Origin of the sequence: Chryseobacterium sp. (assembly GCF_019236175.1) — a bacterium.
In the GTDB taxonomy this organism is placed as follows: Bacteria; Bacteroidota; Bacteroidia; order Flavobacteriales; family Weeksellaceae; genus Chryseobacterium.
Genome location: NZ_JAFAJM010000003.1, coordinates 192,846 through 206,725 on the forward strand (window position 1 = coordinate 192,846; position 13,880 = coordinate 206,725).

Below are 13,880 nucleotides of genomic sequence, written 5' to 3' on the forward strand. Positions count from 1 at the left end.
GGTTATTATGGTAGTTAGTTTTTAATAAATGATATAATTGATACCCTTACCTTCCTCAGGTGTAAATATTTTTATACTGTAATATCCTACATTAGGTTGTATTGACATAGGAATAGTAAATTCTGAAGCAGCATTATATTCCCCCTGCTTAATAAGTATACCAAGACTGTTGAAGATTTTAATGGTCAATGGTTTTGCCGTCTTTAACTGTACTTTTATTGTCATATTTCCATCGCGTGAAGGATTAGGAGAGACCTGAATATTCTTAAATAAAGAATTGTTCTGAAGGGTTGCATAGTCTGCTGTATTAAGCACTGCTAAACTTTTAGTAATCTCACATCCGGATTTGTTTTTTATGGTAAGCTGATAATTTCCTGTTCCGGTAAGGAAATATGGGGCTGTACTTGTGGTCTGACCATTAGGCCCTTTTAAAGTATACTGTAAAGCATTGGTATTTAGATCAAGCTCTATAGGAGCTCCCTGCCAGAGATAATTGGAATCTATATTCTGATTAATAATCCCTTGTAAATCAAACGTTCTTATAATATCACCATACCCCTGTTTTTTAATGGTCAGTTTATAATTATCCGCTTTTAAATTATTAAAAACAAGCTGAGTGCCGGAGTTTAATGTACCATTGATTGCGGATTGGTCTGTTGTCAGGCTTTGAAGCGAATACTCAAAGGGAGAAAGGCCTGCAGGTACGGAAATTTTCACCAGATTTTTCCCTAAATCTTCACAGGTGCTTACCAGCTGAATATTAGCATTGCTCTGAGAATCATCCAGACTAAATGTAAAATAATCAATACCATCACGATCAATATTCCATAGGATGTCTTTGAAAACATAAAGACTGTCATTTATCTTTTTTCCGGTTACATCCATGGATATATCATTTTGATAATTATTTTCATTTTGAAATATCCTTAACTTCATTACGCTGCCGGATGGCGGAACAGGTAAGGTCGCATACATATTTGTTTTTAAAACCTGGCCGTTTGTACTTTTGCTTTGAACTTTCCATATTCTTAGCATATCCCTTTTCGCATGCTGAGAAAGAAGATCAGCTTCTTTAAATTTCAAATCCTGATTGTTGTCTCCCCACAACAAAAAATTTTCATTTTCAATCACTCCCGAATTGGAGCTGTTCGTAGGTCTCAGACTATCCATGGCTATTGTGATAGTTCCTTTATTGGAATTTTTGGATTGTTTTTGATACAGCTCATAGGCATCATCTCTTCCGATTCCCGTAATTCTGAAATTATAATTTTTATTTTTTTTGGAGTCCCATAAAATATGATCACCTGAAGAAATATAGTTTTTCTCAGAAATATTGTTAATGGTTATTCCGTATTTTATGGATAAATAAGTTTCTACTTTTTGAATATCAATATCAGATAAACTATTATTAAAGACCAGTACTTCAGGAATAAGCAGTTTTTTATTACTGCTTTTATTGAAAAATACAATCGGATTAATTTTTCTGTTGACATCTTTCTTGGTGAAAGTGAGTATTTTGGCATTAAGCTCCCGATCTGTTATTTTTAATGTATCGCTGAAATCAATAATTCCTGAACTGCTTATAATGGAACTCCCGATTTTAGCATATACTTTTCTTTCTTTACCTCCGAATTCATTACCTACCATAAAAAAAGTAGGTTGATTTAAGCTCACATTAAGTTTTTTGAAAAAATGATCAGGATATTCATCTACCACGAGATGGAAATTCATAAGACGGTCTTTTAGAGTGTCTTTTGGTGATACAGACTGCTTTATACTGTTTTTTCTAAACGCCAGTCCCGGAACTCCTCCTAAAAGAGTGGTTTGTGAGGATAAGACGGCATGTAAGAAAACAAATAATAAGATAAATGTTTTTCTCATGAAAATTATATTTATTGGGTGTTAATAAAGGATGCGTTCTCCACGACTTTTTATAAGCGCAGAGGAAACAAATAGATAAAAGCTGAAAGCTATACCCTTCGATGCAGGGTATGAATGGAAATAATGAGTGTTAACATGGTTATAGTTTTAGTTTTTGCAAAGCTAATGAAATGATTATTTCCTGCAATGGTTTTGTTTTATTTTTTTTATTAAATATTGTTTAAGTTAATATTTAATATCTGTTTTATTTGATTTAAATGCTGATGTTTGCTGTATTTTTTATGAATATGTTAATTTTGGATGTATGGTTTTTTTTTGAATTTTTATTCAAAAAAAAACGGTATTCATAAACCGGAAATAGGTTGTATTTATTAAAATAATTTTAAAATCAACAGATTTATAAAAATTAATCTCATTATCTCATCCTGATTTCATACATTTATTCTATGAATTTTGAGAGAGTAGGACTTGTATTATCAGGCGGCGGTACCAAAGGGATCGCCCATGCAGGGGTATTAAAATTCTTGAATGAAAAAAATATAAATATCGATATACTGTCCTGCTGTAGCGCAGGATCTATTGTCGGTTGTCTTCATGCCATAGGAAAGAGTCCGGAAGAGATTCTGGAATTTTTTAATTCGGTGTATTTCTTCAACTGGAAACATTTTACTTTCAATCAGCCGGGATTGGTTTCCTCTGTTATTTTCAGAAATTATCTCAAACCTATTTTTCAGGATATGAAATTAAGGGATCTGGATATTGAAATAAAGATTGTAGCAACAGAGCTGGTCTCAGGTACTCAGAAGATTTTTGACGAAAATTTTGAGATCGTGGATGCCATTATTGCTTCATGTTCCATTCCGGGGATCACTACTCCTTATATTATTGATAATGAGATGTATTGTGATGGCGGTGTGCTGAACAATTTTCCCGCAGATATTATCAGAGATGAATGTGATAAGCTGATCGGTGTTTTTGTATCCCCACCGAATGATGCCAATATTAAGGATTTAAATTCCATTAAAGCAATTGTTTCCCGCTCTTACGATCTGCTCTCCTACAGAATTGAAAAAGTAAAATTCGATTATTGTGACTGGTTTATTTCCTCACAGAAATTATCTACTTACGGAACCTTTGAACGCAGAAAAGACCGGCTGGAACAGATTTTTAATATCGGATATAAAGCCGCAAAAGATAGTTATGAAACCAGCAGCTTCCCTACTGAATTAAGACATTCGGGATCTTAAAAAACCGGAAAAGAAAAAGTATTTTTCCCTCCTCCGGTATATTTCTTAATTCTTAACGACCTGTCCGTCTTCACGCAGAACCTCGTTACCACTTGGGTCATTAACAGTCAGTGTATAAGGGGCTTTTTGGGCAGAATCTGTCAGGTAATTTCTCCAAACCTGATAGCTGTATCCTTTGTTACTGAAAGAGAAATAATAATTACCTCCGGATCCGTCAGGAATCAGCTCGCCATCACTGATAATCATTCCCGGCTTAGTGGTGATTTTTGCATTGGCATTCCAGGACTGATAAAGATATTTGCCGTTGGGCTGCTTGTCGATTCTTATTTTAAACTTTTTAGTTTTAATAATGACCGTTTTAGGTATTTTTTGAAAAGCAGAGCGGGAGACTGTCGTATTGTTTTTTGAATCATGCGGAATGTCTTTTGCCGAAATAAAAGAAATCTGCGTCAGGCAGAAAATTCCTAATAAAATACTTTTGATCATATCATTAAGGGTATTGGTTAACGATCAAAGTTGATCAAATATAACGCCATTATCAATCAGAATTGAAAGATATTTAGGGAATTATAATCGGGTATAAGCGTATTCTTCCGGACTATATGCCAGATAGGTAATCGTTGAAGATTCTTAATGATCTCAAAGCATTATTTTGAAACCGCAGTATAACTTGCAAAAGCTTCCTCCAGACTGTCGAATCTGCCTTTAAACTCTTCGATAGGGCAATCCTGAAGAATATTTCCTTTATGAATAAGGATTACTCTTGAACAAAGCGCTTCCACTTCCTGCATAATATGAGTGGAAAGCAAAACCGTTTTTTGCTGGCCAATCTCTTTCACTACATTTCTGATTTCAATGATCTGATTAGGATCCAGCCCGTTCGTCGGCTCATCCAGAATCAGAAGATCAGGCTGATGCATAATAGCCTGTGCAAGCCCTACACGTTGCTTATATCCTTTGGAAAGCTGGGCTATTTTCTTTGATTTTTCAGGGGTTATTCCTACCAGTTCGATTACTTCATCAACCCTTGACTCAGAGATCTTGTGAATGTTGGCTACAAACTGAAGATATTCTCTGACATACATTTCCAGATAAAGCGGATTGTTTTCAGGAAGAAATCCGATTTTTTTCTTGCTTTCAATTTCGTGTTCAGCAATATTCTGACCGTTAAAAATAATCTCTCCCTGATCAATTTTCAAAGCCCCTACGATAGATTTCATCAACGTGGATTTTCCGGCACCATTCGGACCAAGAAGACCAATGATTTCATTTTTATCGATAGAAATATTAATATTGTCAAGAGCTGTCTGCTCTCCAAATTTTTTGGTCAAACTGATTATCTGAAGCGGCATAATAATGAATGTCTTTTTGCAAAAATAAAATAAAAAAACTCATCCGATAGAATGAGTTTTGCAATATTTTTAAAATATATTTATTTTTTTGATTTTTTTCCTCCATTACCGGATGACGGAGATGCAGCAGAAGCTGTATTTGAACCTGATTTTGAATTGGAATGAGCTCCGGGAGCAGGCCTGTCATATAGCGCATATTTTCCATTGGTACGCCCGAAAACTTTCTCAACCTGTTTTTGAGTTAAAAACTGAGATTTTCCAATGTATTTACGGTTTTTGTTGATAATCTGAATAAACTGAACCGTCTGTTGGCCATAGTTTTTTTCATAATGAAGTTCAATGATATCATTAGGAAGTTCCAGGATTATATTCTCCTCAGGAATAGCCGTTACAAAGCCATCCATAATAAGCTTATATAGACCTAATACATCTCCATTCAGGTTTTGAAACGAAAAAGATCTGATCGTGTTCAGATTGCTGGTGTTCAGATCCTGATAATTGATTGTAAATTTATCTTCCTTTTTATATAGACCTACGGAATTATCTTTACCAATTTCCACTAAACTTTCATTTTTCAGCACTTTAATCTGTGAGAAAACTGAAATACTGAACATACATGTAATAAGTAGAATTATTTTTCTCATGGAATAAATTTTAATGTTTTATAAATTGGTGCACATAAACTTACTAATAAAAACGCGAAAAAGCAATTTTTATTAGTGAAACAAAAGTAAGACTTTTTTTTGATATTCATAAAGAAGAGTCCGGTAGAGTTATGGAATAGAAACAATGGGTAATGAATTGTAAATCATTTGCTTATTTATTTTTAATGAAAGAAGTTTTCTTCTAAATCTCAAAAAAAATAAAAAAAAATAAAAGTGTAATAGGTTGAGAAACAGATTGGAAATTATTAAGGAAGACCACTTCAGGGAAAAATATTAAAAAAAATATTAAGATTCCCGGTTCGTCAACATGAATCAACACAAAATATTTTTATTTCTGCCGTAAGTTGCTGAAATACAGATTATATAAGTTTGTTTTTTGAAACAGAAGAAAGGTAAGTGTCTAGCTCCTGTTTGTAGCTCCTGCCTATAGGAATCTGGTGATTTCCGAGAAGAATTTCATCATGATTAAAAGCCGTTATGAAGTTCGTATTGATCATAAAAGATCTGTGGATTCTGACGAAACCTTTTGATGATAGAATCATCTGAAGATCTGTCATTTTAGTCTTTGTTAGCAAAGTTTCTTTTGTGGACAAAACAATTTTGATATCGTTGCCCTGACTTTCAAAATAAATGATCTGTGAAAGAAATACTTTACGATGCATCCCTTCCGTTTTGATGACTATAAAATCGTGTTTGGAATCCGGAACAGTTCTCAGTATACGTTCTACAGACTTAAAAAAGCGTTCGAAAGTGACAGGTTTCAGAATATAATCCACGGCTTCCAGTTCAAATCCTTCAATGGCAAAATCACGATAAGCCGTAGTGAAAATGGTCTTAGGTTTTTGAGTAAGGGATTTTAAAAAATCAATTCCATTCAGATGAGGCATCTGAATATCTAAAAACATAAGATCTATATTTTGCTGTTGAAGGAGACTATAGGCGCTGAGGGCGTTTTCAGCTTTTCCGACCAGGTTTAAATGATCAATTTTGGAAATATGATTTTCCAGTAATGTTGCCGCTAACGGCTCGTCGTCTACAATAATACAGTTAATCATATTGTGAAGGAGTAATGATTTCTACTGTAAAAATATTCTTTTCCCGGGAAATGGTGAATATACCCTTATCATGGTAATAATGCTGCAGTTGTTTTCTGATATTGGCCAGTCCGATTCCTGTTTCATGATCTGTCTGACCGGTAGTGTAGGTATTTTCAATTTTAAAAACGGATTGCTGATCATTGGTCTCGGCCTCTATTTTGATTTCCGTCTGTTCTATACTCTTTCCGGCCCCATGTTTAAAAGCATTTTCCACTAATGTAAGATAGATAAGCGGGGGAATTGTATTAGAAGAATTTAATAGGATTTTCCTGCTGATTTTTAATCTTTCCGGACGGTAGCGAAGGCTTTCCAAAGCAATATAATCTTCAATAATATCCATTTCATCAGAAACGGAAACCCATTTTTTCTGTCCTTTATACAGAATAAAGTCCAGTATATCGGAAAGCTGTCTTATGGACTGGGATGTTTTTTCAGAACTGGTAAGGGAGAGCGAATACATATTGTTCAGAGTATTAAACAGAAAATGAGGGTTAAGCTGGGATTTCAGAGATTTTAATTCCAGTTCTGTTTTCTCCTTCTGAAGTTCCGTGGCCCATTCTTTTTCATCTCTGTACCGGATAAAAAAACAGATGGCAATAAAAATAAATGCTCCGCTGATAATTGGAAATGTATAATGAACCAGGAGATATCCGATGTCTGTAAGAATGTTGAAAATAGAGTCTTTGGTTTCATTGATGAAAAGAGGTTCGGCAATATAAACGATGAAGAATCTGTTCAGTACAGAAATACAATAGAGACTGATGATCAGATATACCGAGAATTCAAAATATCTTTTCCGGTCAAAGAAATTCCGGATCAGGAAGAAGTAGATACAATTGGCACCCATGATCTGAAAAATCCAGTGACAGAAGTTGTAAATAATCACCTCTTTAAATGCTCCTCCGTCATATTCTCCATAGTTTCTTGCAGTGCCAAACAGAAATAAAGCTGTCCAAAAGAAGAGCTGAAAGTATATATTCTGTCTGAATTGCCGGTTAACACCATTTTTCATAAGCCTCAAAAATATGAAATCTTACCTCATGATGAACAAAAGTGCAGATAAAGAGTGTTAATGAAGGGTGAACGGCCTTATTTTGTATTCAGACTACCTTTTTCGCAGTTGAAATCAGATTGACCGTCGTCTGCACCTCAGGCTTCAGAGTATTCCGGAATTGGATAATATTTGCCACAAAAAAAGTAATGACAGAACATTCAGAAAGATTTTATGGGTTGGATCATTTAAGAGCTTTAGCAATAGTATTGGTTATCATGTACCATTACCGGGCATTCAAACATCCCGTCTGGATTGAAACGGTGGGAAAGTTCGGATGGACAGGGGTTGATCTCTTTTTTGTGCTCAGCGGATTTTTGATATCGGGACCATTGTTGAAAGAAATAGAAAATAAAGGAAGTATGGATCCGAAAATCTTTTACATTAAACGGTTTTTCAGAATTATTCCATCTTATACTTTTACGCTTGTTGTATATTTTACGTTACCTTTTTTCAGGGAACGCGAGGCATTGCCTCCTTTATGGAAGCTGATCACTTTTACCCAGAATTTTGGTTTGGATGTCATTAATCGGGGAACCTTTTCACATGCATGGTCGTTGTGTATTGAAGAACAGTTCTACCTTTTTCTTCCCCTGTTACTTTTGGGGATCACACGGCTAAAAAAACTCAAGTATCTGCCTTATCTGCTTATTTCGGTTGTTATTTTTTCAATGATACTCAGACTTGTTATGTGGAACAAATTGGTAGTGACGGCAGATAATAACCCGACAGACTTCTGGCGTGAATGGTATATGAACATATACTATCCTACATATACCCGACTGGATGGCTTGGGAATAGGCGTTCTCATCGGCTATTTGATGCAGTATTCTTCAGAATGCAAAAAGATGGTTCATCACCATGGAAATAAATTAGGGCTTACGGGAATTTTAATGTTAGCGGTTTCATGTTGGATGTGTAATGAGCAGGCTTCTGAAACGGCTTCTGTATTTGGTTTCACAATGGTAGCTGTAAGCTATGGACTGATTGTTCTGGCCGCTGTTTCCGGGGCTTCCCGTCTTGCCCGTTCAAAGTTCTATGTGACTACGGAACTCGCTGCATTATCTTACTCTATTTATTTATCTCATAAAGGAATCATTCATATGGCTCAGAATGGTCTTGAGCATTTCGGATATCAGACGTCAGATACGGTAAGTCTTTTTATTTGTCTGGCAGCTTGTGTTTTAGGTGGGATATTCTACAGGGTTTTAATAGAAAAGCCTTTTGCAGGAATTAAATACCGAGTTTTGAATGCAAGATATAAATAAGGAGTAATTTATCTTTTCGGGAAATTATTTCAATAAAAAAGCACCATTTGAAACAAATGGTGCCCTTCTTAAAATATATTAAAATAGTAAAACCTGTGCAGAGGTTGTATTTAATGATTCTGTTTAATCTGCGGGTTATTGTTGATTTCCTTGTTGGGAATCTGAAATCTGAATTGATCAGGAGTCAGATTGAACCTTCCAAACGTATGATTGGTTCCCGGATATATCCTTTCCAGAGGAATATTCAGTCTTTTCATATCAAACCATGCATAGCCTTCACCCCAGAGTTCAATTCTTTTTTGCAGAATAATTTCGTTGAGGAGGTCATTTCCTGTTTTTGAAGAAAGCGAATAGGCTTTATCTCTTTTGGAAGCAATTTCATATAATACCTGTTTCGCTTCAGTTTCTCTTCCTTGTCTGGCAAGAGCTTCAGCTTCAATATAATAAAGAGAAGAAGCTCTGATGTAAATATAATCACCTTCAAAAAGGCTAGGGTCCTTGAATTTCCAGCTTACATACGGCGGATAATTTTTGGTTTTTCCGTTAAAGGTATATGGGGCATTCTGACTGCCGTTAAATACCTTTTTACGATAGTCGGTTTCCGGAATGGCTTCGTAAAGACGCTTGTCTATCAGCTTACGGATTTGGGCAGCACCGGCATATCCTTCATTGGTATTATCAAACATGGAGAAAAAAGAGGCGTAGTAGTTTCCGATACTCATCGTTGAAATGGTGTTATGGAAACCCCATATAACTTCAGGGTTGTTGATGTTGGAAAATCCGGTAGTCGTATATTCGTTCTCTGTCATCAGCGCAACACCTTCCTTACTTTCTCGGGCATACTGACCGGCTTTTGCATAATTTTCTGTCTGTAAAAATATATCTGCGGCAATGGCTTTGGCTGCTCTTTGGTCAATCTGGGCTCTCGATGGTCTGGCGTAGCTGTCTAAAAGAACGATAGATTCTTCGATATCTTTCGTGATCTGAGTGTATACTTCCGATACCGTAGATCTTGGAAGTCCCTGATTAGGATTACCACTGGTAAGAACCAGAGGAAGGCCAGGGTCCGACGCATGATCTTTATAATCATGGGCATAAAAACGGATCAGATTAAAATAAGAATAGGCTCTTAAAGCAAGCAGTTGTCCTTTGATTGCTCTGTTTTTGGAACCGGTATCTTTCTGTAAATCATCAAGTAATTTATTAATGACAAATATCCGGGCATAAAAAGTTGTCCATACAATTTCGGAAGCGGCATTGCTGGCATTTGTCGCTTCATAATTATAGAACATTCCCAAATGCTGGTTGGTCGACTGGATCACATCGTTAGACATCAGATCGGCCCCTGCCTTTATAGCCATAATTCCGAAATCGGAATGCAAAGTGGTACCTCCGGCTCCGTTGCTGCGAAGGTCGAGATAGATTCCGCCCAGAATCTTTTCCGGGCTTGACGGGTCGTTATTCAGCTGTTCTCCGGAAATATCTCCGTCCGGTAACGTATTCAGATCACTGGAGCAGCTATTGGAAACGAAGGTAAAGACTGCTGCTGCGATAAAATATTTTATTGTTTTCATATTTTTTAAAAAGATAGTTTAAACCCTACAGAAACACTGGAAAGCAAAGAATATTTGTAAGCATCAGAAACTCCAGTTAATGAGGCCCTTGGGTCGTATCCTTTTCTTTGGGACCATAGGTAAAGATTATTTCCTGTCAGATAAATTTTTAAACCTGACAGACCTGCCTGTTGTGCAAAACCGTCAGGGAGCTGATAAGACAGGGTCACATCCTGTAAACTGATATAATCAGACTTTATCAGATAAAGCGTTGAATTTCCATTCTGATTGGTAGCGGTCAGGTCTACTCTTGGCAATGTAGCGTTTGGATTTTCGGGAGTCCATGTTTTACTTAAATCAGTAGAATAATTTGATCCGTAGGTATCCGAATGGAATAAACTTCTGTAGATATCATCATATCCATATCCGCCGAACTGATACGCAAAATTGACAGACAGATTGAATCTCTTATAGGTGACATCTGTTCCGAAACCACCATAGACCTTTGGAATAGCCGATTTACCGGTATTATAGTCTGTAGCTTCCTTGTAATTATTGGTAATCGTTCTTTCTTCTTTCTGAGTTGCCGGATTGAATGCTGTGCGGTACCACAGTGCATCACCGTTATTCTTATCTACCCCTGCAAACTCTTTAAGGTAATAAGTATATCTGTCTCCGCCTTCTGTCAGAATAAACAGCCCGGTGACAAGTCCGGTAGTTCTTTGTTCAGCAGGTAGTTTGGTAATTTTATTCTTATAATGAGTCGCATTGGCATATAAACTCCATTGAAACTGATCTGAACGAAGAATGTCAATATTGATATTCGCCTGCACTCCCCGGTTGATCATATCTCCTATATTACCGTATTTTACATAAGAACCTGCATTAGAAGGAGGAAGAGGCAGGGTATAGATCATATCTGATACCTTTCTTTCAAAATAATCCGCATTCAGGGTAATTCTGTTTTGTAAGAGAGAGAGTTCAAAACCGGCATTCAGGTTTTTGGAAGTTTCCCATTTCAGATCTTTATTTCCTTGTTTTTTAAGAGATAAAACCGGTTTGTCATCCCCAAAATTATTGATCCCGTAAATATCCTGATACGCATAATAATCTCTTGTGGAATTATTCAAAAGGATGTTATCATTTCCCTGTTGACCATAAGATCCCTTTAATTTTAAGGAATTAATCACGGTATTATCTTTAAGAAAATTTTCCTTAGCTATATTCCATGCCAGTCCCAGTCCATAAAAATTCCCCCATCGGCTTTCCGGAGAAAAAACGGAAGAGCCATCTCTTCTGACATTTGCATTAAAGAAATATTTCCCATCATAATTATAAAGTAATCTTGAGAAATATCCTTCCACAGCGTATTCATAACCGTTTCCGGACAGGTCGGTGATTTTTACGGCATTATCAAATGACAAAGAATTAGGAAGTAGAAGCTGCTGTTTTGTTCCGGAGAACTGGTCATTTTTTATTTTATTAAATTCATGACCAATAAGGATGTTGAAGTTGTGCTTATCTATTTTTTTTTGATACGTTAATAATTGCTGATGGTTCAGTGTATATTTAAATAAAGAACTTTTGGTAAGAATACCTCCTACAGAAGACGAGGTACCCCCTTCCGTATTTCCGAACTGAAGATTGGTGATATTTTCAAGATAAGCTCCGAAATTATAAGTAAAATCCAGGCCTTTGAAAATTTCATAATGTAATCCAAGGTTGATGTTGGTAAGATTACTGGTGGTTTGGGATTTATTCTTTTGAAGATTTCCTACCGGATTTTCAAAAACGGCATAAGATCTTGTTGCTCCGTTTGGTCCCTGTCCGTCTCCGTAATCGTATAATGCCTTTCCGTACTGATCATATAATACCTGATAATTGTTGTCCCTCAGGAATACAGGATAAAAAGGAGATATATTTCTGGCAAACTGGAAAGGGTTTGAGAACCCTGAACTTTCTCCAAAGTCCTGTTTGCTGTATGTGTAAGATAAAGCACCGGTTAATTTTAGTTTAGACGTAATGGAATAATCCAGATTGGATCTGATTCCCAGTCTTTCAAATCCGGAACCGATAAGATAGCCTTTGTCATCCAGATAGTTAAGAGAAGTGTAAGACTTTACCTGGTCACCACTGGCATTAATACCTACCGTAGCCTCTCTTCGTAATGCAGGTTTAAAAAGCAGTTTTCTCCAATTATCCTGATACAACAGTTTAGCGTCAGGATTAAAAGAACCATCCGGTAAAATAAGCTTGTTAAAAGGAATATTGTAAGCATCATATCCCAGTTTGTTAAGTGCTGCAAGGCCTACATCATGTGGAGTAGGGCCGGAAGGAACAGCTCCCGGTTGTTTTAACCTTGCAATTTCCCCGATTCTTCCTCTGTTGTAAAATGCCGTATAATAATCCTGCGGAGAAGTATACACCGAATAATCCTCAATAGATCTGAAATTTACTCCGGTTCTTACATCTGCTTCTACATGCAGGCCTTTTGTTTTCCCTCTTTTGGTATTCACAATGATCACTCCGTTGGCTCCTCTCGAACCATAGAGTGCATTGGATGAAGCATCTTCAAGAAAAGAAATACTTTCAATATCGGATGCTGCAATACTGTTCAGGTTTCCGCTGTAAGGAATGCCATCCAGTACGATCAGCGGATCACTGGATGCATTGATGGAACCAATACCTCTCATTCTTATCGTAGGCTGTGAACCCGGCTGACCGGAAGAAATAACCTGTACTCCCGCTACTTTTCCTCCAATTCCCTGAAGGATATTTCCGTTTTGAAGATTAGACAGATCTTTGGCTTTTAAAGACTGTACCGATCCGGTGATTTCCTCTTTCTTCTGCTTTCCGAAAGCCACTACCACAACTTCTTTTATGGCGTTCTCCTGAGAAAGACTGTCTTTAGTTTGGGCAAAGCCATATTCCGCGAATAGGAGTAAAGCCAATACACCAATTTTGCATTGTTTCTTTTTCATTATATTAATCTAGGTTTAAAGTTGAACTGTGTATTACTGCAATCTCTCAGTAAAAAATGTAGCTTTCTGCCTCCTTTTGCAGGGAGGATATAAAAACGAAAGATTAAAATTTACAGGAGAGGTACCCGGATGAAAGAAGCTTTTTTTGGGGGCTTTAATTCCTACAGTAATGAATGTATCTCTTAGAAAGTTATGACATCATCATTGTGCACATCATATCAAAGCACATGTTCTGAGAAATACAATTGTGCTGTGAAAAACCGGATCCTGCTGAACATTGATGTTGTGCAGCTGCTATTGCCGGAATGGTGCATTGGTAAGAATCAAAGAAGTTCTTATTCATGAGAATAAAGTTTATGTTTTTTTTAACTGGGTCAAAATTATCTAATAATTCATAAACCTTGGTACAAGCAATGCATGAGATAAATCATATTAACCTACTAAATTAGTAGACTAATTAAAAATCACAAGGTGGTTTTATTGTTTTGTATTGAAAATGAATGCTTTGAGTCCGTTTTTAAAATGTTAAAAAATGATAAAAAATTTGTATTTTAAGCTGTGAATTAAACTTAACAATATTAGTCTATTGTTTTTATAGACTTTTTGATTATTTTATACCAAAAGATATATCAGGAGCCTGATCCCGCTATTCACTCATACTCCTCACTCCAAAACTTTCCGTTGCCCAATTCCTCCTTCTTTCCAGACTATGTTGCGGGGTAACCGTTGCTATCGGGGCTAGTGTAAGACAGTGGATCTGCTTGGAAATATTGTTTTGATGTATT

At 36.3% G+C, this 13,880-nt stretch carries 10 protein-coding genes; 2 read left to right on the forward strand and 8 right to left on the reverse strand.

The window, feature by feature from the left end:
* Positions 1 to 21 precede the first annotated feature (21 nt).
* Complete coding sequence (locus JO178_RS02330) at positions 22 to 1,881, reverse strand: hypothetical protein (protein WP_291931031.1); 1,860 nt, start codon at positions 1,879 to 1,881, stop codon at positions 22 to 24.
* Positions 1,882 to 2,327: 446 nt separating this feature from the next.
* Here JO178_RS02330 and JO178_RS02335 point away from each other — a divergent pair, with 446 nt between their 5' ends.
* The gene (locus tag JO178_RS02335; protein WP_291931032.1) at positions 2,328 to 3,128 is read left to right on the forward strand and encodes a patatin-like phospholipase family protein; all 801 of its coding nucleotides are present in this window, start codon (positions 2,328 to 2,330) and stop codon (positions 3,126 to 3,128) included.
* A 45-nt stretch (positions 3,129 to 3,173) separates the two neighbouring features.
* Here the strand turns inward: JO178_RS02335 and JO178_RS02340 are convergent, their stop codons facing one another.
* The 5 genes from JO178_RS02340 to JO178_RS02360 all read right to left on the reverse strand — a co-directional run bounded on the left by JO178_RS02340 (position 3,174) and on the right by JO178_RS02360 (position 7,254).
* Entirely contained in the window at positions 3,174 to 3,614 is a 441-nt protein-coding gene (locus JO178_RS02340; RefSeq protein WP_291931036.1) for a hypothetical protein, read from the reverse strand.
* Between the two features lie 161 nt (positions 3,615 to 3,775).
* On the reverse strand, positions 3,776 to 4,480 hold the full coding sequence (locus JO178_RS02345) for an ATP-binding cassette domain-containing protein (RefSeq protein WP_291931038.1): 705 nt from the start codon (positions 4,478 to 4,480) through the stop codon (positions 3,776 to 3,778).
* Positions 4,481 to 4,560: 80 nt separating this feature from the next.
* Positions 4,561 to 5,124 (reverse strand): hypothetical protein, encoded by a 564-nt coding sequence (locus JO178_RS02350; RefSeq protein WP_291931040.1) that lies wholly within the window; start codon positions 5,122 to 5,124, stop codon positions 4,561 to 4,563.
* Positions 5,125 to 5,504: 380 nt separating this feature from the next.
* Positions 5,505 to 6,200, reverse strand: a complete 696-nt coding sequence (locus JO178_RS02355) for a LytTR family DNA-binding domain-containing protein (RefSeq protein WP_291931042.1) — start codon at positions 6,198 to 6,200, stop codon at positions 5,505 to 5,507.
* Positions 6,193 to 7,254, reverse strand: a complete 1,062-nt coding sequence (locus JO178_RS02360) for a histidine kinase (protein WP_291931043.1) — start codon at positions 7,252 to 7,254, stop codon at positions 6,193 to 6,195. Before JO178_RS02360 ends, JO178_RS02355 begins: the two co-directional genes overlap by 8 nt.
* 188 nt (positions 7,255 to 7,442) lie before the next feature.
* Here JO178_RS02360 and JO178_RS02365 point away from each other — a divergent pair, with 188 nt between their 5' ends.
* Entirely contained in the window at positions 7,443 to 8,561 is a 1,119-nt protein-coding gene (locus JO178_RS02365) for an acyltransferase (RefSeq protein WP_291931045.1), read from the forward strand.
* Between the two features lie 110 nt (positions 8,562 to 8,671).
* Here JO178_RS02365 and JO178_RS02370 read toward each other — a convergent pair whose 3' ends face one another.
* Both JO178_RS02370 and JO178_RS02375 read right to left on the reverse strand, forming a co-directional pair.
* Entirely contained in the window at positions 8,672 to 10,135 is a 1,464-nt protein-coding gene (locus JO178_RS02370) for a RagB/SusD family nutrient uptake outer membrane protein (RefSeq protein WP_291931047.1), read from the reverse strand.
* Positions 10,136 to 10,140: 5 nt separating this feature from the next.
* The gene (locus JO178_RS02375) at positions 10,141 to 13,095 is read right to left on the reverse strand and encodes a SusC/RagA family TonB-linked outer membrane protein (RefSeq protein ID WP_291931049.1); all 2,955 of its coding nucleotides are present in this window, start codon (positions 13,093 to 13,095) and stop codon (positions 10,141 to 10,143) included.
* Between the last annotated feature and the right edge of the window lie 785 nt (positions 13,096 to 13,880).